This window comes from Pantoea sp. At-9b, assembly GCF_000175935.2.
In the GTDB taxonomy this organism is placed as follows: Bacteria; Pseudomonadota; Gammaproteobacteria; order Enterobacterales; family Enterobacteriaceae; genus Pantoea.
In genome coordinates, this window is record NC_014837.1 from 2,788,444 (window position 1) to 2,810,830 (window position 22,387).

General features: G+C 53.2%; 23 protein-coding genes and 1 other annotated feature. Of the genes, 18 read left to right on the plus strand and 5 right to left on the minus strand.

Features of this window, described 5'->3' with window-relative positions:
• Positions 1 to 83: 83 nt before the first annotated feature.
• Together PAT9B_RS12870 and PAT9B_RS12875 are read right to left on the minus strand one after the other, a co-directional pair.
• Positions 84 to 1,442, minus strand: coding sequence for an APC family permease (locus PAT9B_RS12870; protein WP_013509707.1), 1,359 nt, complete (start codon positions 1,440 to 1,442; stop codon positions 84 to 86).
• A 369-nt stretch (positions 1,443 to 1,811) separates the two neighbouring features.
• Positions 1,812 to 3,230, minus strand: coding sequence for a glutamine synthetase family protein (locus PAT9B_RS12875; RefSeq protein ID WP_190274664.1), 1,419 nt, complete (start codon positions 3,228 to 3,230; stop codon positions 1,812 to 1,814).
• A gap of 207 nt (positions 3,231 to 3,437) precedes the next feature.
• Between PAT9B_RS12875 and puuD the strand changes: the two genes are divergently transcribed.
• The 6 genes from puuD to PAT9B_RS12905 all read left to right on the plus strand — a co-directional run bounded on the left by puuD (position 3,438) and on the right by PAT9B_RS12905 (position 8,771).
• Positions 3,438 to 4,202 (plus strand): gamma-glutamyl-gamma-aminobutyrate hydrolase, encoded by a 765-nt coding sequence (gene puuD / locus PAT9B_RS12880; protein ID WP_013509710.1) that lies wholly within the window; start codon positions 3,438 to 3,440, stop codon positions 4,200 to 4,202.
• Positions 4,199 to 4,756 (plus strand): HTH-type transcriptional regulator PuuR, encoded by a 558-nt coding sequence (gene puuR / locus PAT9B_RS12885; RefSeq protein ID WP_013509711.1) that lies wholly within the window; start codon positions 4,199 to 4,201, stop codon positions 4,754 to 4,756. The genes puuD and puuR overlap by 4 nt, the downstream gene beginning before the upstream one ends.
• A gap of 24 nt (positions 4,757 to 4,780) precedes the next feature.
• Positions 4,781 to 6,058, plus strand: a complete 1,278-nt coding sequence (locus PAT9B_RS12890) for an FAD-binding oxidoreductase (RefSeq protein ID WP_013509712.1) — start codon at positions 4,781 to 4,783, stop codon at positions 6,056 to 6,058.
• Positions 6,059 to 6,192: 134 nt separating this feature from the next.
• Positions 6,193 to 6,552, plus strand: a complete 360-nt coding sequence (locus PAT9B_RS12895; protein WP_041525969.1) for a GtrA family protein — start codon at positions 6,193 to 6,195, stop codon at positions 6,550 to 6,552.
• Positions 6,549 to 7,475: a glycosyltransferase family 2 protein gene (locus tag PAT9B_RS12900; protein ID WP_013509714.1), complete on the plus strand. Its 927-nt coding sequence runs from the start codon at positions 6,549 to 6,551 to the stop codon at positions 7,473 to 7,475. The genes PAT9B_RS12895 and PAT9B_RS12900 overlap by 4 nt, the downstream gene beginning before the upstream one ends.
• Before the next feature lie 3 nt (positions 7,476 to 7,478).
• A complete protein-coding gene (locus PAT9B_RS12905) occupies positions 7,479 to 8,771 on the plus strand; it encodes a hypothetical protein (protein WP_013509715.1) in 1,293 nt (430 codons plus the stop codon).
• A gap of 86 nt (positions 8,772 to 8,857) precedes the next feature.
• Here PAT9B_RS12905 and PAT9B_RS12910 read toward each other — a convergent pair whose 3' ends face one another.
• Positions 8,858 to 9,685: an SDR family oxidoreductase gene (locus PAT9B_RS12910; protein ID WP_013509716.1), complete on the minus strand. Its 828-nt coding sequence runs from the start codon at positions 9,683 to 9,685 to the stop codon at positions 8,858 to 8,860.
• Positions 9,686 to 9,866: 181 nt separating this feature from the next.
• Between PAT9B_RS12910 and hisL the strand changes: the two genes are divergently transcribed.
• The 10 genes from hisL to PAT9B_RS12955 all read left to right on the plus strand — a co-directional run bounded on the left by hisL (position 9,867) and on the right by PAT9B_RS12955 (position 17,650).
• The gene (gene hisL / locus PAT9B_RS30620) at positions 9,867 to 9,914 is read left to right on the plus strand and encodes a his operon leader peptide (protein WP_100396937.1); all 48 of its coding nucleotides are present in this window, start codon (positions 9,867 to 9,869) and stop codon (positions 9,912 to 9,914) included.
• Positions 9,890 to 10,011 (plus strand) — a sequence feature (His leader region). Its footprint overlaps the gene before it by 25 nt.
• 54 nt (positions 10,012 to 10,065) lie before the next feature.
• On the plus strand, positions 10,066 to 10,965 hold the full coding sequence (gene hisG, locus PAT9B_RS12915) for an ATP phosphoribosyltransferase (protein WP_013509717.1): 900 nt from the start codon (positions 10,066 to 10,068) through the stop codon (positions 10,963 to 10,965).
• A gap of 4 nt (positions 10,966 to 10,969) precedes the next feature.
• Entirely contained in the window at positions 10,970 to 12,277 is a 1,308-nt protein-coding gene (gene hisD, locus PAT9B_RS12920; protein WP_013509718.1) for a histidinol dehydrogenase, read from the plus strand.
• A complete protein-coding gene (gene hisC / locus PAT9B_RS12925) occupies positions 12,274 to 13,350 on the plus strand; it encodes a histidinol-phosphate transaminase (RefSeq protein WP_013509719.1) in 1,077 nt (358 codons plus the stop codon). Before hisD ends, hisC begins: the two co-directional genes overlap by 4 nt.
• Positions 13,347 to 14,414 carry a bifunctional histidinol-phosphatase/imidazoleglycerol-phosphate dehydratase HisB gene (gene hisB, locus PAT9B_RS12930; RefSeq protein ID WP_013509720.1) on the plus strand — a complete coding sequence of 356 codons (1,068 nt, stop codon included), beginning with the start codon at positions 13,347 to 13,349 and terminating at the stop codon, positions 14,412 to 14,414. The genes hisC and hisB overlap by 4 nt, the downstream gene beginning before the upstream one ends.
• A complete protein-coding gene (gene hisH, locus PAT9B_RS12935) occupies positions 14,414 to 15,004 on the plus strand; it encodes an imidazole glycerol phosphate synthase subunit HisH (RefSeq protein ID WP_013509721.1) in 591 nt (196 codons plus the stop codon). Before hisB ends, hisH begins: the two co-directional genes overlap by 1 nt.
• Positions 15,004 to 15,741, plus strand: a complete 738-nt coding sequence (hisA, locus tag PAT9B_RS12940) for a 1-(5-phosphoribosyl)-5-[(5-phosphoribosylamino)methylideneamino]imidazole-4-carboxamide isomerase (RefSeq protein WP_013509722.1) — start codon at positions 15,004 to 15,006, stop codon at positions 15,739 to 15,741. Before hisH ends, hisA begins: the two co-directional genes overlap by 1 nt.
• Positions 15,723 to 16,499, plus strand: a complete 777-nt coding sequence (gene hisF / locus PAT9B_RS12945) for an imidazole glycerol phosphate synthase subunit HisF (protein ID WP_013509723.1) — start codon at positions 15,723 to 15,725, stop codon at positions 16,497 to 16,499. Before hisA ends, hisF begins: the two co-directional genes overlap by 19 nt.
• The gene (hisIE, locus tag PAT9B_RS12950) at positions 16,493 to 17,104 is read left to right on the plus strand and encodes a bifunctional phosphoribosyl-AMP cyclohydrolase/phosphoribosyl-ATP diphosphatase HisIE (RefSeq protein WP_013509724.1); all 612 of its coding nucleotides are present in this window, start codon (positions 16,493 to 16,495) and stop codon (positions 17,102 to 17,104) included. Before hisF ends, hisIE begins: the two co-directional genes overlap by 7 nt.
• Before the next feature lie 69 nt (positions 17,105 to 17,173).
• Positions 17,174 to 17,650 (plus strand): YbaK/prolyl-tRNA synthetase associated domain-containing protein, encoded by a 477-nt coding sequence (locus PAT9B_RS12955; RefSeq protein WP_013509725.1) that lies wholly within the window; start codon positions 17,174 to 17,176, stop codon positions 17,648 to 17,650.
• 32 nt (positions 17,651 to 17,682) lie between these two features.
• On the opposite strand, the gene PAT9B_RS12960 is transcribed toward PAT9B_RS12955, so the two are convergent.
• Together PAT9B_RS12960 and PAT9B_RS12965 are read right to left on the minus strand one after the other, a co-directional pair.
• Positions 17,683 to 18,951 carry an O-antigen ligase gene (locus PAT9B_RS12960; protein ID WP_013509726.1) on the minus strand — a complete coding sequence of 423 codons (1,269 nt, stop codon included), beginning with the start codon at positions 18,949 to 18,951 and terminating at the stop codon, positions 17,683 to 17,685.
• Positions 18,932 to 20,029 carry a glycosyltransferase gene (locus PAT9B_RS12965; protein WP_013509727.1) on the minus strand — a complete coding sequence of 366 codons (1,098 nt, stop codon included), beginning with the start codon at positions 20,027 to 20,029 and terminating at the stop codon, positions 18,932 to 18,934. The genes PAT9B_RS12960 and PAT9B_RS12965 overlap by 20 nt, the downstream gene beginning before the upstream one ends.
• 328 nt (positions 20,030 to 20,357) lie before the next feature.
• Between PAT9B_RS12965 and PAT9B_RS12970 the strand changes: the two genes are divergently transcribed.
• Positions 20,358 to 21,155 (plus strand): ABC transporter substrate-binding protein, encoded by a 798-nt coding sequence (locus PAT9B_RS12970; protein ID WP_013509728.1) that lies wholly within the window; start codon positions 20,358 to 20,360, stop codon positions 21,153 to 21,155.
• 115 nt (positions 21,156 to 21,270) lie between these two features.
• Positions 21,271 to 22,386 carry a succinylglutamate desuccinylase/aspartoacylase family protein gene (locus tag PAT9B_RS12975; RefSeq protein ID WP_013509729.1) on the plus strand — a complete coding sequence of 372 codons (1,116 nt, stop codon included), beginning with the start codon at positions 21,271 to 21,273 and terminating at the stop codon, positions 22,384 to 22,386.
• Position 22,387 lies beyond the last annotated feature (1 nt).

Sequence of the window (22,387 nt, forward strand, 5' to 3'; positions counted from 1 at the left end):
CCCTGACCCTCTCCCGCAGGCGGGAGAGGGGACCGATCGAGCACCCTCTCCCGTTTTGCGGGAGAGGGCTGGGCCAAGGCTAATTAAACTTCTTCGCTGTACTGCGGCACCGGGTTACGGAAGGTGCGCGTGACAAACGCGAGGTAAATAATCCCCACCGCGGCCCAGACCAGACCCAATACCATTGACGTCTCTTCCAGGTTAATCCACAGTGCGCCAACCGTCATCGCGCCCAGCACCGGCAGCACCAGATAGTGCAGATGATCTTTCAGCGTTTTGTTGCGCTTCTCACGGATCCAGAACTGGGCAATCACCGACAGGTTCACAAAGGTAAACGCCACCAGCGCACCGAAGTTAATCAGCGCAGTCGCCGTGACCAGGTCAAAGTTGATCGCCAGTAGCGCAATGGCACCGACCAGCAACACGTTCAGCGATGGAGTACGCCATTTCGGGTGAACATAACCGAAGAAACGCTCCGGGAACACGCCATCACGCCCCATCACATACATCAGACGGGATACACCGGCGTGCGCCGCCATGCCGGATGCCAGCACGGTGACCACCGAGAAGATCAGAATACCAATCTGCAAGGCTTTACCCGCAACAAACAGCATGATTTCTGGCTGTGACGAGTCCGGATTCTGGAAGCGCGAGATATCCGGGAAGTACAGTTGCAGGAAGTACGACACCGCAATAAAGATCACGCCACCAATCAACGCGGTGAGGAAAATCGCGCGTGGAATGGTACGTTCAGCGTCTTTGGTCTCTTCTGACAGCGAACTGATGCCGTCAAAACCGAGGAACGAGAAACACAAAATGGTCGCACCGGTGATCATCGGCACCACATGGGCATCCTGTGACCAGAACGGTTTGCTGCTGGTCAACGTACCTGCGCCAACACCGTGGGCAACACCGTAAATCACCATGCCGGTAATCACGATCATCACCAATACCTGCAACACCACAATCACGCTGTTGAAGTTAGCCACGGTCTTAATGCCGCGCAGGTTGGAGAGCGTCATAAAGCCCACCAGCAACACGACAAAAATCCACGACGGAATACCCGGCACCAGCGTTTCAAAATAGCTTTTTGCCAGCAGGATATTGATCATCGGCATGAACAGATAGTCCAGCAGGGATGACCAACCCACCATAAAGCCAACGTGGGGACTAATGGCCTTCTGTGCATAGGTATAAGCGGAGCCCGCAGATGGGAAGCGGCGTACCAGCTTACCGTAGCTAATAGCAGTGAACAGAATGGCGATCAGCGCGAACGCATACGCAGTGGCGACGTGGCCGTCGGTCAAACCCGATACGATGCCGAAGGTATCAAACAGGGTCATTGGCTGCATATACGCCAGGCCCATCATGACTACCGGGATCAGTGTCAGGGATTTTTTCAGATGTGCACGCTGTGGTGCGGCGGAGGTATTAAGCGACATCGTTCAGCCCCCCTACAGCAACAACCTGACTGGGTTGTACCACAGGGAAACTGCGCAAATTGCGACAGGAGGTGGGTTGATAAGCAAGAGTGCCCATCACAGCGCCGTAGTCATCACGAAAGCGAGAACCAGCCAGCGCTGGTGCAGTTGAAAACATCCCCATCTTTTTTCCTCAAAATCTCACGCACAACGCGTGTTTGTAGTGTCTATCTATCCGGATGCGTGTCCGGCCTCGGTTGAAGTAGAGTAAAATCACTATGCAAAAAATAACCGACGCGATAAGCGTCGGTTATGTTGGCATTTTGCAGGGCGCATATTTTGCCTTAATTACTGGCATCAATACAAGATGTTGCAGTAAATCTTCCCGCGTCAGGCGTTCTTCAGCATCCAGTCAATCTCAGTGGCGGTGATAAGCCGTTCAAACTGCATCAGTTCATACTGTTTGCAGCTGTGCCATACCGCGCTGAAACGCTCGCCCAACAGCTTCTGGAGCGGATAGCTGTTCTCAAATTCGTACAGTGCATCGCTCTGACGAATCGGCAATGCCAGCCCTTCCGCCTCATGGCCGTTGCCTTTCACCGGATGCGGCAGCGGCAGCTGATTGTCCAGTCCGTGCACAATACCGGCAAGAATGGTTGACACCACCAGATAAGGATTCGCATCAGCCCCGGCGACACGGTATTCCACGCGATGATTATCGCTATCGCCGCAAGGGATACGTAACGCCACGGTACGGTTATTGTGTCCCCATGATGCCTGTAGTGGGACAAAGGCATCCGGCAGGAAGCGGCGGTAGGCATTGACGTTGGGGGCCAGCAGCGCCATTGAAGCGGGCATCAAATCGATCATCCCCGCCAGAGCGCGTTTCAGCAACGGTGAATCGCTGCCATCGTCCAGCGAAAAAGCGTTGTGATCAGCTGCATCCAGCATGCTGATATGGACGTGCATGCCACTTCCGGCGTACTCCTCATAGGGTTTCGCCATAAAGGTCGCCGTCATACCATGGTTTTCTGCCACCTGGCGGACCAGACGTTTGAGCTGAATCGCATGATCGCAGGCTTTCAGCACATCGCGCGTGTGATGCAAGTTGATCTCGAACTGCCCGGGAGAGGCCTCCGCCAGCGCACCATCCGCAGGTATCCCCTGCTGCTGCGCCAGAGAGTCAATATCACGTAGCACATCAGCAAAGTGATCGAGGTTATCGACCGAATAGACCTGGCTTTGCATGTTGCGCTCATCACTGCCTGGCGCGCATGGCGGTTGGATGTATCCTTCCGCATCACGTTTTTTATCGACCAGATAGAACTCCAGCTCTACCGCTACCACCGGAAAAAGTCCCCGATTGCGCAGCTGTTGCCACAATTGGTTGAGGACATTACGGGGTTCAACGTCAAAGGGAGTGCCATCTTGGTTACACATGGTCAGCATCAGTTGCGCGATGCGTTGTGGGTCGGCAGCGGAAGGTGTTAAGGAACCGGGAACAGGAAAGCAGATGTTATCTGGCTCGCCGAGTGCCTGTCCCAGTCCGGCCTCTTCGACGGTGTTACCCAGAATATCCATAGCGAAAACCGAAGCCGGGAAATAACACCCTTTTTCCAGTTTTGCCAGTGCTGAGACGGGAATGCGCTTACCGCGAAATACCCCATTCAGATCGTTAAGAAGAATATCGACATACTGCGTTTCAGGATGGCGTTCCAGCCAGGCTTTCACCTCCAGCTGGAACGCGCTGGTTCGCTTCTCTTCACTATGTCGCGTGAAGTCTTCTACTTCTACGAGGTTCGTCATGATCCCACCCGCCCTTTACCGTTTGTCAGGTTTGCGCAATGCTCAAAATAACAGCCACAAATCTAAGATAGCTCCTGGAGAAAAAGTGTGCAAATGTAACAAATCTGTTTGAAGATTAGCCAGACGGTTGCTAGATTGACATTATATTGCACACTTTTACGTCAGGTGCGCTTTATCGGCGAAAATATTGAACAGTGACGCGGAGACGCAATGGGCATTATTTTTGACAAACCCTTGATTGGCGTAGTGATGTGTCAGAACAACATCGGCAGCCATCCGGGTCAGACCGTCCATAACAAGTATCTTGATGCCATTGTGCTCGCCGGTGGCTTGCCTCTTCCTTTGCCGCATCAACTGATGCAGGCCCCTCATCTATTAGAAAACAGTATGACGTTGCTGGATGGCATCCTGCTGACCGGCAGCCCAAGCAACATCGAACCCTGGCATTATGGTGAGGAAGGTGTGGAGCCTCATGCCGATCCGGCACGCGACCGCCTCGCCTTCGGACTGATTACCCATGCCGTGGGTAAAAAGATGCCGATATTTGGCATTTGTCGCGGTTTGCAGGAGCTGGTGGTGGCGAATGGGGGGGCGCTGCATCGCTATCTCCACCTCACTCATCAATTCCAGGAGCATCGCGAGGATGATGCGTTGCCGCTGGAGCAACAGTATGCCCCCGTCCATGAGGTAAAACCGGAAGCCGATGGCCTGCTCAGCCACTTGCTCGGTAGCGATGCCGCTTTTGCGGTGAATTCGCTCCACCAACAGGGAGTCCGTGAAGCCGGCCCCCAATTGCGCATCGAGGCGCGCGCAGCCGATGGCCTGCCAGAAGCGGTGAGTTTACGTCACCACCCGTTCGCCCTGGCAGTACAGTGGCATCCGGAATGGCATTCGACCGATGACCCGGTTTCGCGCCAGTTGTTCGAGGCATTTATTCACGCCGCTGTTCGTTATCACAAGGAAAAACGACCATGAACGACGCCACTCTGGCGCCCGGACGACGTTTATCGCAAATCCGGCAGGAGTTGGGATTGTCTCAGCGTCGCGTCGCTGAGTTGTCAGGTTTGACCCATAGCGCGATCAGCACCATCGAGCAGGACAAAGTCAGCCCGGCGGTGAGTACCCTGCAAAAGTTGCTTAAGGTGTACGGGCTGTCGCTGTCGGAATTTTTCTCGGAACCGAAGCAGGACCCTACGCCACGCGTGATTGTTCGCCCTAATGACCGGGTGGAAATTGGCAGCCTCGGGGTATCGTTGCAACTAATTGATAATGGCGCATCAGAACGCGCGCTGGCGATGCTGCTGGAGCATTATGCGCCCGGCTCCAGTACCGGTGAAAAACTGCGCCATCCCGGTGAAGAGACCGGAACGGTGCTGGAGGGCGAAATCACCCTGGTGGTGAACGGTCAGAGTTATCACCTGTATGCCGGTGAAAGCTATGTTATCGATACCGGTTTGCCGCACAGTTTTACCAATACGTCCGATCAGCCGTGCCGAATTGTGAGCGCCCATTCGCCGGCAAATTTCTAAGGTCACGCGCAGAAGGAGGTTGTAATGCAACATGTGGAGAGTTATTACGCCGCAACAGCGAACGCGCATGAACCCTGGCCCGAATTGCAGGAGAGCATTCAATGTGACGTCTGCATCATCGGCGGCGGTTTCACTGGCCTGTCATCGGCGCTCTACCTTACTGAGGCCGGTTACGATGTGGTCGTGCTGGAAGCCGCAAAAATTGGCTTTGGTGCCAGTGGTCGCAATGGCGGTCAGGTGGTCAATTCTTACAGTCGTGATGTGGATGTGATTGAACAACGCTACGGCAAGGACACGGCCCAAATGCTCGGCAGCATGATGTTTGAAGGCGCGGAGATTATTCGCGACCGCATCGATCGCTATGCCATCGCCTGTGACTACCGCCCTGGCGGCATTTTCGCCGCGCTGAATAATCGTCAGATGGGCCATCTGCGTAACCAAAAAGCCAGCTGGACACGGTATGGCAACCATGACCTGGAGTTGCTTGATGAGCGCGGTATCCGCCGCGAGGTGGCGACCGATCGTTATGTCGGCGGGTTGTTGGATAAGCGCGGTGGGCATCTGCATCCTTTGAATCTGGCGCTGGGAGAAGCGGAAGCGATCCGCCGACATGGCGGACGAATCTATGAGCAATCTGCCGCGTTAAAAGTGGAATATGGCGCACCGCATCGCGTGAAAACAGCGCGTGGCGATGTCAACGCCACCTTTGTGATTTTCGCGGGCAACGCCTATCTCCCCAGCCAACTGGAGCCACGTCTGAGCCGCAAAAGCATGCCGTGCGGTTCACAAATCGTCACCACTGAGCCACTGAGCCGCGATCTGGCACTCAGCCTGCTGCCGAACAATCATTGCGTAGAAGATTGTAATTATCTGCTCGATTATTTCCGCCTGACGGCGGATAACCGCCTGTTATACGGTGGCGGTGTGGTGTATGGCGCACGTGAACCGGAGGATATTGACGCGTTGATCCGCCCGAAACTGTTGCGCACCTTCCCGCAGTTACGCGAGGTGAAACTGAGCTATCGCTGGAGCGGCAATTTCCTGCTGACCCTGTCACGCATGCCGCAGTTCGGCCAGTTGGAGAAAAATGTGTACTTTATGCAGGGCGACAGCGGGCATGGTGTCACCTGTACACACTTGTCCGGCAAGCTGATCGCAGAAGTGCTGCGCGGCCAGGCCGAACGCTTTGATGCCTTTGCCAGATTGCCGCATCTGCCCTTTCCTGGCGGAAGACGCTTTAAGGTGCCGCTCACCGCGATGGGCGCAGCCTGGTACGCGTTACGGGATAGATTGGGAGTGTGACAAGGACGTTTGGCTCGCTTATGCCGTGGTAAATGCCACCCTGTCTTACAGTTAATGACGCTATCTTTACCAAAACTTGCCATATGCGTGTTCTGGTGACAAGATCGGGGTCGTTTTTGATTATGGGTGGCAAAATGTTCAAACGCTTCACCAGATATGCCTCTATCGGCGTGATTAACACCATGATTCATTGGGTGATTTTTGGCGCAATGTACAATCTTGGTTTTAAACAGTCCGTGTCGAATTTCATTGCGTTTTGCGCTGCTGTCACCTTTTCATTTTTCGCCAACGCGCGTTGGACATTCAACGCTCAGGCCACAACGTCTCGTTATCTCTTCTACACGGTATTTATGGGTGCGATGGCGCTGGCTGTGGGATGGGCTGCTGACCATGCCCATATCAACCCGATCTTCACCCTGATCCTGTTCTCCGTCGTCAGCCTGGTTTGTGGGTTCGCTTATTCAAAACTCTTTGTCTTCAGGGAGAGTAAATGAAGATATCCCTGATAGTTCCTGTTCTTAACGAAGAAGAGGCGCTGCCGGTCTTTTATGCTGCTATCCGCAATTTCAACGGCTTTGGTGATGACGATGTTGAAATCGTCTTTATTGATGATGGCAGCAGTGACGGCACCGCACAGATCCTCCAGAACATTGAACACAGCGATCCGCTGGTCAAACATGTTTGCTTCACGCGAAACTTCGGTAAGGAACCCGCCCTGTTCGCCGGGCTTGAAGCCGCTACGGGAGATGTGGTTATCCCGATTGATGTCGACTTGCAGGACCCTATCGATATCATTCCCCAGCTTATTGAGAAGTGGCGCAACGGTGCAGATGTGGTACTGGCTAAACGTATCGACAGGTCATCAGACAGCCATCTGAAGCGCAAAAGTGCGGAATGGTTCTACCATCTGCACAATAAAATCAGTAAGCCGCAGATTGAGGAAAATGTCGGTGATTTCCGCCTGATGTCACGTGAAGTGGTGGAGAACATCAAACTGCTACCGGAAAGAAACCTGTTTATGAAAGGGGTGCTCAGTTGGGTCGGTGGCAAAACTGAAGTGATTGAATACACCCGAGCTGAGCGCGTTGCTGGCACCACCAAGTTTAATGGCTGGAAACTGTGGAACCTGGCACTGGAAGGTATTACCTCCTTTTCCACGTTTCCGCTGCGGATGTGGACTTACATCGGCCTGTTTGTCGCTGGCTTATCGTTTATTTATGGTGCCTATATGGTGCTGGACACCCTTATTTTCGGTAACCCGGTACGTGGTTACCCTTCAATTTTCGTCTCAATTCTTTTTCTGGGCGGTATTCAGCTGATCGGAATTGGTGTTCTTGGGGAATATATTGGCAGGATTTATCTTGAGACCAAAAAACGGCCCCGTTATATCGTGAAAAGAACACAGGATAGAAAATAACCCATGCAGATTCAGGATAGTGCTTATAAGATGAGGATCCCGGTGGATAAGGAACGCTTTCAATTTAAAACCCCTGCGCTTATTGGATTGATGTTTTTGGCTTTTGTTTTGCTGGTTCTGCGTCGACCGGATTTGGTGGTTCATGCTCAACCCTGGGCTGAAGATGGCAAAATTTGGATGGCGGGAATCTATAATGAGGGCTTCTGGTCTTCGCTGCTGTTGCCACAAAATGGTTACTACCAGACCATTTCTCGCCTGACTTATGGCATCTCACTGCTATTTGGCTTTTCTCATGCAGCTCTGGTTGCCAACATAATTGCCATCCTCATTCGCTGCTTCTTTGTTGGATTTATTCTCTCCAGCAGAATGAATTTTATTGACATGAAATTCAGGGTGGTTGCCGCGCTATATCTGATTTTAATGCCGAACATTGCAGAAGGATTTGTGAACATCACCAATGTTCACTGGTATCTTTCCATGTATCTGCTTGCCGTGGTCATGGCAAATGATGCGGAATCAACGCTGGGGAAAGTGCACGATTTTGCAGTGCTGATAATCAGTGGGCTAAGTGGTCCGTTTGTGGTGTTTATTGCGCCTTGCCTTTTATTAAAGAGAATTTATACGCGCGGTGGGATCATTGCTGCTATTCGCCAAATCAATATGTTCGACATTGTTATGGCGACCTGCTGTGTCATCCAGGTAGCAGCCATACTGATCTCTCCGGACACAGCTCGATCATCTGCGCCCCTTGGTGCCTCTGTCGGCGTATTAATTAAAATCATTTCGTATCGAATCATTGGCGGCACGTTCTTTAATAACGACGTCATTGCGTTCATGCCAGAGAATAATTATCTCTGCCTGATTCTTTTCGTCCTTTTCCTGATTTCATTAGTCTATCTCCTGATCAAATCCGGCTGGCAATTTAAAGCTGCGGCTATTTTCCCTGTTCTGATGATAGGCTTCGCGCTGGCAAAGCCTATGATGAGCATCACTGACCCACAGTGGCCAGTTTTCTTTGGACCGGGCAATGGTGAACGTTATTTCTTTGTCACTAACTTCGCGTTCTTTTGTTTTGTTCTGTATTTGCTAAGCAAAATGACCCGATACAAAAATATGGCCCTTGTCGTGTTGTCGTTAGTAACACTTGCCACAGTATCATCAGGATTCAGAATTCCGAAGCTGGCGAACGTCGGATACCAGGAAGACCTGGTTAAGTTCGAAAATGCGCGTCAGGGTGAACATGTGACATTGCGCATCAATCCACCTGGGTGGACGATGGAACTGATCAAGAAATAACGGATAACGCCTCTTCGGTTACGCTTTCTCCCTAAAGTAGATGTCACTTTAGGGAGAATTTATATTGCTGAACTTAAAACACCCGGCTACTCCAGTGGCATCTTTATCGGGTCATCATAGCTGTACTCAAACCCCAGCTCGTTACAAATTTTTTCCCCATCGATTACCTTGCCGGCATCACGTTCACTTTCCGCGATAAATTGCGGTGGGGTTAAACCCAATTGTTTGGTTACACCCGGATAGAAGGTATCGCGCGTCGGATGTTTCGGCGCACACAGGTTATAAACACGCCCACCTTTCGGTGTCTGCAATAACAGTACGATCGCATCCACCACATCATCCAGATGCACCAGATTGACCACGTGCGCGCCATCGCGTAAGTCGGTTTTTCCGGCGAGAAAGCGCCCCGGGTGACGGTTTGGCCCCACCAGCCCGGCCAGGCGAACGATATCTACCGAGGTTCCCGGCAAATCATGTAGCCAGTTTTCCAGTGCCACCAGCGTTTTACCGGCCACGGTTTCGGGATGTAACGGGCTGTGCTCTTTCATCACCCCCGGACCCGGGCCATACACTGAGGTGGAACTGGTGAAAATAATCCGCGGTACTTTAAAGGCCAGCGCGGTATCCACCACGTTTTGTACCGCCTGCATGTAATCCTCGCCGCCCTGCACCGTGCGGCTGGCAGGTAAAGTCACCACCAGCGCGTCCACCGACATCAGCGCCGCCAGATCCTCCGCCTCACACTCCAGCTCCGGTGTGAGCACCAGCTGGCATGCTTCGATGCCACACCGACGTGCCGCATCCACGCCGTCTGGCGAAGTTTTGCTACCTGTCACTTGCCAGCCGCGTGTCGCCAGCGCCATCGCCAGCGGCATGCCCAGCCATCCCAGCCCTACAATCGCGACCTTTTTCATATTGACTCCCGGCTTCGCTGCTCAAAGACACTTCATCTTAGTGCTGTCGCGGGTGCCAGACCAGCGCTAACTGTTTCGGGAGATTCCGGAAACTGACATTAAAAAAGGCTTGCCACACGGCGCTATCTTCGTTAGGTTAATCAGCACGCAAATGAATACCCATTCAGCAACGGAATTTTTTATGACACGCGTTCAGTTCAACCACCATCATCACCATCATCCTGACTAGTCTTTCAGGCGATGTGTGCTGGAAGACGTTTAGGATCTTCCAGTGGTGTGAGCGCAAAGAGAGCCCCCGGAAGATCATCTTCCGGGGGTTTTTTTATGGGCTGACGCAACCCAACTGAGTTCAGACAGGAATGAATAAGAGGACAGGAACCATGTTAGATAACACCCGTTTACGCATAGCTATGCAGAAATCTGGCCGTTTAAGTGATGAATCACGCGAACTGCTGGCGCGCTGTGGCATTAAAATTAACCTTCAGCAACAGCGTCTGATTGCGTTTGCGGAGAACATGCCGATCGACATCCTGCGTGTACGCGATGACGATATCCCTGGCCTGGTAATGGATGGCGTGGTGGATCTTGGCATCGTGGGTGAAAACGTGCTGGAAGAGGAGCTGCTGACACGTCGCGCCCAGGGCGAAGACCCCCGTTACTTCACCCTGCGTCGCCTCGATTTCGGCGGTTGCCGTCTGTCACTGGCGATGCCCGTCGATGCCGAGTACACCGGTCCGCAATGCCTCGATAAATCCCGCATTGCCACCTCTTATCCTCACTTACTGAAAAAGTATCTCGATAAACAAGGTGTTGCGTTCAAATCCTGTCTGCTGAATGGCTCAGTAGAAGTCGCCCCTCGTGCCGGTCTGGCCGACGCTATCTGTGACCTGGTGTCCACCGGTGCCACGCTGGAGGCCAACGGCCTGCGCGAAGTGGAAGTCATTTATCGCTCCAAAGCGGTGCTGATCCAACGTGACGGCGAGCTGTCGGGTGCCAAGCAAGAGCTGGTCGACAAACTGATGACGCGTATTCAGGGCGTCATCAAGGCACGCGAATCCAAGTACATCATGTTGCACGCCCCAAGCGAACGTCTGGAAGAAGTGATCGCCCTGCTGCCAGGCGCGGAACGTCCGACCGTGCTGCCGCTGGCCGGTGAAGTGAGCCGTGTGGCGATGCACATGGTGAGCAGCGAGACACTGTTCTGGGAAACGATGGAAAAACTGAAAGCCTTGGGTGCCAGCTCAATTCTGGTGCTGCCGATTGAAAAAATGCTGGAGTGACCGAATGAGCACCCTGATGACCCCGATTGACTGGCAGCAATGCAGCACCGAGCAGCAACAGGCGTTACTGATGCGTCCGGCGATTTCCGCCTCCGACAGCATCAGCCAGGTGGTGCGTGATGTGCTGGCACAAGTAAAAGAAAACGGTGACGCGGCGCTGCGTGAATTCAGCGCGCGTTTTGATAAAGCGCAGGTGGAAAACCTGCGTGTGACCGCCGAGCAGATGCAAGCCGCCAGCGGCCGCCTGAGCGATACGCTGAAGCAGGCCATGGCCGTCGCCGTGGGCAATATCGAAACCTTCCACAACGCGCAGATTCTGGCGACGGTGGATGTGGAGACACAACCCGGCGTGCGCTGCCAGCAAATTACCCGCCCGGTGCAATCGGTTGGCCTGTACATTCCCGGTGGTTCCGCGCCGCTGTTTTCCACCGTGTTAATGCTGGCAACCCCGGCGCGCATCGCCGGTTGTGGCCGTGTGGTGCTGTGCTCCCCGCCGCCGATTGCTGATGAGATTCTGTATGCCGCGCAGCTGTGTGGCGTACAGGAAGTGTTCCAGGTGGGTGGTGCACAAGCGATCGCCGCCCTCGCCTTCGGTACGGACACCGTGCCAAAAGTGGACAAAATTTTTGGCCCGGGCAATGCGTATGTCACCGAAGCCAAACGTCAGGTCAGCCAACGTCTGGACGGTGCAGCGATTGATATGCCTGCCGGTCCGTCTGAAGTGCTGGTGATTGCCGACGAGGGCGCAACCCCGGCATTTGTGGCTTCCGATTTGTTGTCCCAGGCCGAGCACGGCCCGGATTCCCAGGTGATCCTGCTGACACCTTCGCTGGCACTGGCAAACGGTGTTGCCGCTGCGGTTGAAGAACAACTGGCACAGTTACCGCGTGCGGCAACGGCACGTCAGGCGCTGGAAAGCAGCCGTCTGATTGTGGCGCGCGATTTGGCACAGTGCGTAGCCATCTCTAACCAATACGGCCCTGAGCACCTGATTATCCAGACACGTAGCCCGCGCGATCTGGTCGATAGCATCAGCAGCGCCGGTTCAGTGTTCCTCGGTGACTGGTCGCCGGAATCCGCCGGTGATTATGCCTCCGGGACTAACCACGTGCTGCCGACCTATGGCTACACAGCGACCTGCTCCAGCCTCGGTCTGGCCGATTTTCAGAAGCGTATGACCGTGCAGGAACTGACGCCACAAGGTTTCCTTAACCTTGCAGCCACCATCGAAACCCTGGCCGCCGCTGAACAGCTGGAAGCCCACAAGAATGCCGTTACCCTGCGAGTTGCAGCCCTGAAGGAGCAAGCATGAGCCTGAATGTTGAAGATTTGGCCCGCGCCAATGTGCGTGCGCTGACGCCGTATCAATCAGCCCGTCGTCTGGGGGGGAATGGTGATGTGTGGCTGAACGCCAACGAATTCCCGCTGCCGGTGCCGTTTGAACTGTCACAGCAAACGCTCAACCGTTACCCGGAATGTCAGCCCAAGCTGGTAATCGAACGCTACGCCGGTTATGCCGGTGTCAGCCCGGAGCAGGTGCTGGTCAGTCGTGGTGCGGATGAAGGTATTGAATTGGTGATGCGGGCTTTCTGCGAACCCGGCAAAGACGCGATTCTGTTCTGCCCGCCAACGTATGGCATGTACAGCGTCAGTGCCGAAACCATCGGTATTGAATACCGTACCGTGGCTGCACTGGACAACTGGCAGCTGAATCTGCCTGCCATCGCCGATCAGCTCGACGGGGTGAAAGTGGTGTATATGTGCAGCCCGAACAACCCGACCGGCAACCTGATCAACCCGGATGACATTCGCGCCCTGCTGGAAATGACCGCTGGCAAAGCGCTGGTGGTGGCGGATGAAGCCTATATCGAATTTTGCCCACAAGCGACGCTGGCAGGCTGGCTGAAGGATTATCCGCATCTGGTGATTCTGCGTACCCTGTCGAAAGCCTTTGCGTTGGCAGGCCTGCGTTGTGGCTTTACGCTGGCGAACAAACCGGTGATTGACCTGCTGCTGAAAGTGATTGCGCCCTATCCGCTTGCCACACCGGTAGCCGATGTGGCGGCCCAGGCGCTGAGCGATCAGGGACTGGCGCTGATGCGTGAACACGCACTGCAACTGAATGACAACCGCAGCTGGCTGCTGGAACAACTGCCGCAGATCGGTTGTGTGGAAGCGGTTTTCCCAAGCGAAACTAACTATATTCTGGCGCGTTTCACCGATTCACCGAAAGTGTTTAAAACCCTGTGGGATAAAGGCATTATCCTGCGTGACCAGAACAAAAACCCCGGCCTGGCGGGATGCCTGCGCATCTCTATTGGCACCCGTGAAGAGTGCGAGCGTTTGATCGCCGCGCTGCAAGCCTTACCTGTGGAGCAAGCATGAGTCAGAAGACCCTTTTTATCGACCGCGACGGCACCATCATCTCTGAACCCCCGGTGGATTTTCAGGTGGACCGCATGGACAAGCTGGCCCTGGAGCCAAACGTGATCCCTGCCCTGCTGGCGCTGCAAAGCGCCGGTTACCAGCTGGTGATGATCACCAATCAGGATGGTCTCGGCACCGACAGCTTCCCGCAGGCCGATTTTGACGGGCCGCACAACCTGATGATGCAGATCCTGACGTCGCAGGGCATCCGTTTCAGTGACATTCTGATCTGCCCGCACAAACCAGAAGACAACTGCGACTGCCGCAAGCCTAAAACCAAAATGGTGGAAGCCTGGCTGGCAGAAGGCGCACTGGATGTGACTAACAGCTATGTGATCGGCGATCGTCACACCGATATCCAGCTGGCGCAAAATATGGGGATTCAGGGCCTGCGCTACGGTGCTGAAGGCGAGGACTGGAATGCCATCCAGCAACGTCTGACCAAGCGCGATCGCTATGCGCTGGTGAATCGCAACACCAAAGAGACGCAGATTAAAGTTGAGGTGTGGTTGGACCGTGAAGGCGGCAGCAAGATCAATACCGGCGTCGGCTTCTTTGACCATATGCTGGACCAAATTGCAGTACACGGCGGCTTACGCATGAATATTGATGTGAAAGGCGACCTGTATATCGATGATCACCACACGGTGGAAGATACCGGGCTGGCGCTGGGCGAAGCCCTGTTGAAAGCGCTGGGAGATAAACGCGGCATTGGTCGTTTTGGCTTTGTGCTGCCGATGGACGAATGTCTGGCACGCTGTGCGCTGGATATTTCGGGCCGTCCGCACCTCGAATACAAAGCCGAGTTCAGCTATCAGCGGGTTGGCGATCTCAGCACCGAAATGGTTGAGCACTTCTTCAGTTCGCTCTCCTACGCGATGATGAGCACCTTGCACCTGAAAACCAAAGGTCGCAACGATCATCACCGGGTGGAAAGCCTGTTTAAAGCCTTTGGCCGTACCCTGCGCCAGGCCATCCGTGTCGACGGTAATACCCTGCCGAGCTCGAAAGGAGTGCTGTGATGAACGTGGTGATTCTCGACACCGGCTGCGCCAACCTGTCGTCGGTAAAGTGGGCGGTTGAGCGCCTCGGCTATACACCGGAAGTGAGCCGCGATCCTGATGTGGTGTTGCGCGCCGACAAACTGTTTTTGCCCGGCGTCGGTACCGCCCAGGCGGCCATGAACCAGTTGCAGGAACGTGATCTGATCGAACTGGTGAAAGCCTGTACCCAGCCTGTGCTGGGTATCTGCCTCGGAATGCAGTTGCTGGGTCGCGGCAGCGACGAAAATGGCGGCATCACCACGCTGGGTATTCTCGATGAACCCGTTACCCTGATGGATACCAAAGGTTTACCTCTGCCGCATATGGGCTGGAATCAGATCACCTCACAGGCCGGAAACCATCTGTTCCGTGGCATCGACGATGGCAGCTATTTCTACTTCGTGCACAGTTACGCGATGCCGGTCAACGCCAATACCATCGCCCAGTGCGAATACGGACTGCCCTTCACCGCCGCACTGCAAAAAGATAATTTCTTTGGCGTGCAGTTCCATCCGGAGCGTTCTGGCAAAGCGGGCGCGCAACTGCTGAAAAATTTCCTGGAGATGTAATGATTATTCCTGCTTTAGATTTAATCGACGGCAAAGTGGTGCGTCTGCATCAGGGCGATTACGGCCAGCAGCGTGACTACGGCAGCGATCCGCTGCCACGCTTGCAGGATTACGAACGCCAGGGGGCGCAGGTACTCCATCTGGTGGATTTGACCGGTGCCAAAGATCCGGCCAAACGTCAGATCCCCTTGCTGCAAACTCTGCTGCGCGGCGTCAGTGTGCCGGTGCAAGTGGGTGGCGGTATCCGCAATCGTGAGGATGTCGCGGCGCTTTTAGCGGCAGGTGCCAGCCGCGTGGTGGTGGGTTCCACTGCCGTGAAACAACCGGAAGAGGTGAAAAGCTGGTTCCGCGAGTTCGGCGCGGATGCCATCGTGCTGGCGCTGGATGTGCGTATTGATGCCGACAATCGCAAAGAAGTGGCGATCAGCGGCTGGCAGGAAGCGGCAGGTGTGACGCTGGAAGAGGTGATTGGCTGGTATCAGCCAGTCGGTCTGAAGCATGTGCTGTGCACCGATATCTCGCGTGATGGCACGCTGAGCGGCTCCAACGTCGCCCTGTATCAGGAAGTGTCTGATGCCTTCCCGGATATCGCATTTCAGTCCTCCGGCGGCATTGGTTCGCTGGACGATATCGCCGCCCTGCGCGGTAGCGGTGCCCAGGGTGTGATTGTCGGTCGTGCACTGCTGGAAGGTAAATTTACGGTTTCGGAGGCGATTGCATGCTGGCAAAACGGATAATTCCCTGTCTCGATGTGCGTGACGGGCAGGTGGTGAAAGGGGTTCAGTTCCGCAATCACGAAATCATTGGTGACATCGTGCCACTGGCGCAACGTTATGCGCAGGAAGGGGCGGATGAACTGGTGTTTTATGATATCACCGCCTCGTCTGATGGCCGTGTCGTGGATAAAAGCTGGGTCTCGCGTGTGGCGGAAGTGATTGATATTCCTTTCTGTGTAGCAGGGGGAATCAAGAGCGAAGCGGATGCCGCGCGCATTCTGGAATTTGGTGCGGATAAGATCTCCATCAACTCACCCGCGCTGGCTGATCCCTCGCTGATTACCCGTCTGGCCGATCGCTTTGGCGTGCAATGTATTGTGGTGGGGATCGATACCTGGTTTGACGACGCGACCGGCAAATATCACGTTAATCAGTATACCGGTGATGAATCCCGCACCCGTGTGACGCAATGGGAAACCCTGGATTGGGTGCAGGAAGTGCAGAAGCTGGGCGCGGGCGAAATCGTTCTCAATATGATGAACCAGGACGGCGTGCGCAACGGTTATGACCTGGTACAGCTGAAGAAAGTCCGCGATGTCTGTAAGGTACCGTTGATTGCTTCCGGTGGCGCTGGCACCATGGCACACTTCCTCGAAGCGTTTGAACAAGCTAACGTCGATGGCGCGCTGGCGGCATCGGTGTTTCACAAACAGATTATTAATATCGGCGAGCTGAAAAGCTTCCTGATTGACAACGGTGTGGAGATTCGCGCGTGTTAACTGCAGAACAACTGACCCGTCTGGATTGGGTCAAAACCGCGGGCATGATGCCCGTTATCGTCCAGCACAACGTCTCTGGCGAAGTGCTGATGCACGGTTATATGAACGAGGAAGCGTTGCAGAAAACCCTCGCGGAGGGCAATGTCACCTTCTTCTCGCGCACCAAAAATCGCCTGTGGACCAAAGGTGAAACCTCAGGCCACTTCCTGAAAGTGGTGAGCATTACTCCCGATTGTGACAACGATACGCTGCTGGTGCTGGCGAACCCGATTGGCCCCACCTGCCATCTCGGTACTTCCAGTTGTTTCTCTCCGGCAGCACCGGACTGGACTTTCCTCTATCAGTTGGAACAACTGCTGGCGGAGCGTAAAAGTGCTGACCCCGCCAGCTCCTACACCGCGAAGTTGTATGCCAGCGGCACCAAGCGTATCGCACAGAAAGTTGGTGAAGAAGGCGTTGAAACCGCGCTGGCTGCGACCGTCAATGATCGTCATGAGCTGACCAACGAAGCCTCAGATTTGATCTACCATCTGTTGGTGTTGTTGCAGGATCAGGATCTTGATCTGAGCACCATCATCAACAATCTGCGTGCACGTCATAAGTAAGTGACTGTGCAGTATGCTGCTCAAAACCATTGAGCAGCATACGCCCCTCTCGCCAAAGGATCCCACAGCATGACCACCCATGAAAAACTGCTCGCTCTCCTCGATCAACATGGTGCTCGCTACCAGTTAATGGTGCATGAAGCGACCGGCAAATGTGAAGCCGTGGCCGCTATCCGTGGCACCGAAGTTGGCCAGGGTGCGAAAGCGCTGGTGTGTCATGTCAAAGGTAATGGTATCAAGCAACATGTACTGGCCGTGCTCCCTGCCGATCAACAAGCAGACCTGAGTAAGGTTGCTCAAGCGGTGGGAGGCCGTCGCGCCTCGCTCGCCAGCCCGGCGGAGGTTGATGTGCTCACCGGCTGCGTGTTTGGTGCTATTCCGCCTTTCAGCTTTCACCCGGACCTGCGGCTGGTGGTGGATCCGATGCTGTTCGAACGCTATGAGCAAATTGCTTTTAATGCCGGGCTGCTGGAGAAATCCGTGGTGCTGAATACCGAGGATTATCGTGCAATTTGTGGCGGGGAACTGGCGCGTTTAATTAGTTGAGGCTAACTAAGCGCGCCTTTTAATCCTGACGATTAGGATTGCGGTAGTTTAGGACGTATGGCACAGAGCGCCAACGCAATAACAAACAGAGTGGTGGTTTGTGGATAAATCAGCACCGAGTCGGTTAAGCCCATGATAAAAAGGGCCGCAACGGGAAGAGAAATACCCTGTAATGCGCTGCGTTTAGACCAAATCCAGAATGTCGCGACGTAAAGAAAAACGAGACAGACCAGCCCAACAATACCCTCTAATGTCACAACCTCAAGAAACTCATTGTGCATATTGTATTTTACGTTGGTATAGCCCTCGGTATTACCAGGATGGAACGCCGCAATATAGGCGCGGGCAGTGACCGTCCGCACATCTGGCGAGCTGAACCCTAAATGCTCCGGCAGAAAATGCAAACCACTGTCCCAGATAGCAACCCGCGCCCCAACTGATGTGGAGCTATCGTTGCTGTAATTTTCAATATTATTGAACGCCTGCATCCAACGTTCACCGGTACTCATCACCAGACCGGCAACAAGAATCAGGGTAATCACTCGGTTACGTCTGGATTTTAATACCGTAAGCAGACCATAAAAGCGACTTATCTGACACAGCGTAATAAACAGGAATGCCAGCAGTGAGACACGCGTACCGGTTAAAATGACAAGGCTAAAGATAATAGCAACGAACGCCAGATCGATAGTAATCCATAAGCGACTGACATCTTTGGCGGAAAGCCAGAGGTAGGCACAGTATAAAAACAATACCATGTAGGAAGAGCTGGAGGCCGCGTCTGCTGTCAGCTTGATTCTGTCACCGGTCAGCAAATACTCATGCACACCAAACCCTAATGTCGCTAAGGCTCCCAACCAAAGAAAGATTTTGCTGCACCCTACCATTGCCGGGGTAATTTTCTGATGATGAATGCTTATCACGCTGATGATAAACGCGCCGAGCAATAAGCGCTTGCCACCCAGCAGGTAATTGCTAATGATATTCGCAGTTGGACCGGTAAAGTCGGTATAATTCGCGCGAATATCCAACGCCCACCCAAGCCTGACCAGACCCAGCGCAAAAATTGCAATAAACAATAGCCAGGTATATTTGTCGATAGACGTTCTGGCATGCTTATTTGCCAGCGTAACGAAAAATAAAACGACAGAAAGATAGGATGCGATATAGAAAATCTTTTGAGAAAAGCCATAAGAAAAAAGCGTCAGCGGCATTGAAAGGGACAATAAAAACACCACAAGATTAACTGCAATAATTATTATATTTCCCTGACTGGCTGACTTATAATTTTTCAATAGCATTATCCTGTCCTATAATCCCTTTGATTCTTTCCATGTAACGTGGCTCATAAAATTCAGCAATACTTTCCTTGATAACCTGAGCGCCAGGAAGTTGCTCGCCATCAACCTGTGCCTGTAAAAACTTCGTCAACGCATGAGTATCATTGACAGGATAAAGGTGACCATTGATGCCTTCCACAATTATCTCTGACGGACCACTGACACAATCAGAAGATACACAAAAGATGCCGCGAGCCATGGCTTCCAGCAAGATGAGTGGGAATCCTTCATGATTAGAGGTTAACACCAGACTGGTGGTTTCTTTAATATTAGCCGCAATGTAGTCCCAGGTGTTCTCCTGCCAACCATGCCAACAAATTTTGTCTGCGATACCCAACTCACGGGTGTAAGCCTCACAGCGTGGGCGATCATCACCATCCCCCACAATATCCAGCGACCAGTTACCCGCCGTTTGTTGCAGTGCATCAAACAGGTCTTTGAGTTGCTTCTGTTCTTCAAAATGCACCCGGCCAACAAACAGGAAGCGCGCTGCCCCCCTGGGTCTGGGGATGACGGTTTGCGAAACTTTTACCGGGTTGAAAATCACATGGACACGCGACGGTGGCGCACCCAGCTCAATCAGCTGCTTGCCTATTTCCCGGCTAATCGCCAAATGTTCATCAGCCAGCATCAGGTACTGTGGCCGATAACGGTCTTTAGGCGGCAGATGCATCCATGAAAAGAGTTTCACTTTGCGGCAACTCATCATAATTGCCCAACGTGAAATCTGACAGGGGATCGTATTAAGCGCAATGATATGGTCGGGTTTTCGTTTACAAATGGTCCAGGCCAAACGCAGTGCATGGACAAAACGAGAAATCTTCGGATTGCTTATAAAATGAGCACTCACTCCCCAGAGATGCTCATCCAACCAAGGGTTGCTATCATCTTTTTCAGCTGAATCATATAAAAAAAGACCAACATCAAAGGACCCATCAGACTTCAACTGCGATAGTACCTGACTGGTAACGTTTTCCATACCACCCTGGCCTTTAGGTCTTTCAAGCACAAAGAGAATATTTGTTGCCTTTAATCCCATTATTTTTTGTCTCTTTATTGTGCTCACAGTTTCGAACTAATTATAAGCGCTGCAATTGTGGCTTTCTACCATGATCGTAATAGTGACGCAACTGACCTCCCATTTTTAGGAAAATAGGAGAATCTTGCGATTATAAAACGTCCCGATGACGCTGTTTGCTGCTGAACTTTATGCGAGATTTCATTATTTCGTTCAAAGAAGGTTTAATTTGATTGACACGCTCCCGCCAGCATTATTGTAACTTACTGAAACAATGACTTAAATTGATCTCAGTTTACCTGCGATGTATTCTTCCTGACTCCACATCACGTTAAAAGAAGACCGATTTATGGCAAGTTCACGTTTTACCTCCCGCCTGCGCCAGACGCTGGCAATGGCTGTGCTGGCAGGTTGCGCGTTTGGCGCACAGGCGAAAATTGACCAAGTCCGTTTCGCCGTTGACCCCACCTATCCTCCGTTTGAATCCAAAACGCCGCAGGGCAAACTGGTCGGTTTTGACATCGATCTTGGCAACGCGCTTTGTGAGCAGATGAAAACCAAATGCGTATGGGTAGAGAGCCAGTTCGATGGCATGATCCCGGCCCTGAAAGCGCGTAAGTTTGATGCGATCCTCTCGGATATGGGTGTCACAGAAGAACGTCTGAAGCAGATTGACTTCACCGTGCCGCTTTACGATACCAAAACTCAGTTGATCGCACGTAAAGGCTCCGGGCTGTTGCCAACTGCCGAATCGCTGAAAGGGAAAACGGTTGGTGTGGAACAAGGCACCGTGCAGGAACGCTATGCGCGTGCGAAATGGCAACCTAACGGGGTGAACGTCGTCCCTTACGGCGATCAGGCTCAAGTTGAAAGCGACCTGGTTTCTGGCCGCCTTGATGCGGTATTTACTGATGCCGCGCAAGCTGCGATCGGCTTCCTGAAGCAACCGCAAGGTAAAGATTTTGAACTGGCAGGGCCGACGGTACAGGATCCTATTATCGGACCTGGAACAGCGATTGGTCTGCGTAAGGGCGATACCGAGCTGAAAACAGCGTTAGATGACGCCTTCGCCGAAATCAAAAAGAACGGCACCTTTGACAAGATCCAGAAAAAATACTTCGCGACAGATATCTCCATTCAGCAGTAAATGTAGGGCGGCATTAGCCGCCCTTCTTTTCAGTCGCACTATAATAATTGCCATTCGAAACACGATTGCCTGCGCACATCTCACGCCAGGTGAATAACAGGACATTATTAACGCCATGCAACAACAACATCACCCCCTGTTGAGTGCTTCACTGGGTACACAACGTGAAATCTATAGTTTCCACTTCAGCGGCGATGCACATAAACGTGTCTATATTCAGGCGGCTTTACATGGGGATGAGCTGCCGGGCATGGCGGTAGCCTGGTATCTGAAACAGAAGCTGCTGAATCTGGAATCGACCGGGCAACTTAAAGCCTCCTTTACGCTGGTGCCGGTCGCCAATCCGTTAGCCCTGGGGCAACACTGGCATGGTACGCATCTGGGACGTTTTCATACGCTCTCTGGTCAGGACTTTAATCGTCGTTTTCCCGCGCTGGGCGACACGTTAGTCGCTGAGTTAGCCGGTTCACTGACACAAAGTGAGTATGAAAACAAACGGCTGATTCGCGATGCCATTGATCGCCATTACCGTGACAAAATTGCCAAAACAGAGTTGGATGCCCAACGCTTTACGCTGATGCGCATGGCGAGTCAGGCTGATCTGATGATTGACCTGCACTGCGACTGGGACGCTGTCCCGCATCTTTACACCACACCTCATGCATGGCCAGACATTGAACCGCTGGCACGCTGGCTGGGAAGCGAGGTGCAACTGTTGGCACAAATTTCTGGTGGCGAGCCTTTTGATGAAGCCTGCTGCGAGCCATGGCTGACGCTGGCAGCCCGTTATGGTGATGAATACCCGATGCCGCGCGGATTATTGCCCGTGACACTCGAACTGCGTGGGGTGGCTGATGTTTCGCCTGAACAGGCCGAGAGAGATGCTGATGCAATAATTAATGCGCTGATTGAAGGTGGATATATTGCTGGTGAGATCGGCGAGTCCCCTGCCCTGATTAATCCGGCAACGGCGCTGGCAGGGTGTGAGTATATCTTTGCCCCGCATTCGGGACTGATTCTTAACCGGCGCAAGATTGGGGAGAGAATTGAGGCTGGTGAAGTGGTGGCAGAGATTGTCGATCCCATTACGGATCAGGTAACACCGCTGCTGGCCGAATTCGGCGGCATTTTATATGCACGTAATCTGATGAAATTTGCGACAGCAGGAATGTTGGTAGTACGTCTGGCAGGTGAAAATGCCGGGCGTGAAGGCGATTTGCTGGTAGGTTAAA

Coding starts and splice junctions, on each gene's coding strand:
- PAT9B_RS12870 (WP_013509707.1), bottom strand. CDS start 1,442: ATGTCGCTTAATACCTCCGCCGCACCACAGCGTGCACATCTGAAAAAA.
- puuD (WP_013509710.1), top strand. CDS start 3,438: ATGGGCATTATTTTTGACAAACCCTTGATTGGCGTAGTGATGTGTCAG.
- puuR (WP_013509711.1), top strand. CDS start 4,199: ATGAACGACGCCACTCTGGCGCCCGGACGACGTTTATCGCAAATCCGG.
- PAT9B_RS12890 (WP_013509712.1), top strand. CDS start 4,781: ATGCAACATGTGGAGAGTTATTACGCCGCAACAGCGAACGCGCATGAA.
- PAT9B_RS12895 (WP_041525969.1), top strand. CDS start 6,193: ATGTTCAAACGCTTCACCAGATATGCCTCTATCGGCGTGATTAACACC.
- PAT9B_RS12900 (WP_013509714.1), top strand. CDS start 6,549: ATGAAGATATCCCTGATAGTTCCTGTTCTTAACGAAGAAGAGGCGCTG.
- PAT9B_RS12905 (WP_013509715.1), top strand. CDS start 7,479: ATGCAGATTCAGGATAGTGCTTATAAGATGAGGATCCCGGTGGATAAG.
- PAT9B_RS12910 (WP_013509716.1), bottom strand. CDS start 9,685: ATGAAAAAGGTCGCGATTGTAGGGCTGGGATGGCTGGGCATGCCGCTG.
- hisG (WP_013509717.1), top strand. CDS start 10,066: ATGTTAGATAACACCCGTTTACGCATAGCTATGCAGAAATCTGGCCGT.
- hisD (WP_013509718.1), top strand. CDS start 10,970: ATGAGCACCCTGATGACCCCGATTGACTGGCAGCAATGCAGCACCGAG.
- hisC (WP_013509719.1), top strand. CDS start 12,274: ATGAGCCTGAATGTTGAAGATTTGGCCCGCGCCAATGTGCGTGCGCTG.
- hisB (WP_013509720.1), top strand. CDS start 13,347: ATGAGTCAGAAGACCCTTTTTATCGACCGCGACGGCACCATCATCTCT.
- hisH (WP_013509721.1), top strand. CDS start 14,414: ATGAACGTGGTGATTCTCGACACCGGCTGCGCCAACCTGTCGTCGGTA.
- hisA (WP_013509722.1), top strand. CDS start 15,004: ATGATTATTCCTGCTTTAGATTTAATCGACGGCAAAGTGGTGCGTCTG.
- hisF (WP_013509723.1), top strand. CDS start 15,723: ATGCTGGCAAAACGGATAATTCCCTGTCTCGATGTGCGTGACGGGCAG.
- PAT9B_RS12955 (WP_013509725.1), top strand. CDS start 17,174: ATGACCACCCATGAAAAACTGCTCGCTCTCCTCGATCAACATGGTGCT.
- PAT9B_RS12960 (WP_013509726.1), bottom strand. CDS start 18,951: ATGCTATTGAAAAATTATAAGTCAGCCAGTCAGGGAAATATAATAATT.
- PAT9B_RS12965 (WP_013509727.1), bottom strand. CDS start 20,029: ATGGGATTAAAGGCAACAAATATTCTCTTTGTGCTTGAAAGACCTAAA.
- PAT9B_RS12970 (WP_013509728.1), top strand. CDS start 20,358: ATGGCAAGTTCACGTTTTACCTCCCGCCTGCGCCAGACGCTGGCAATG.
- PAT9B_RS12975 (WP_013509729.1), top strand. CDS start 21,271: ATGCAACAACAACATCACCCCCTGTTGAGTGCTTCACTGGGTACACAA.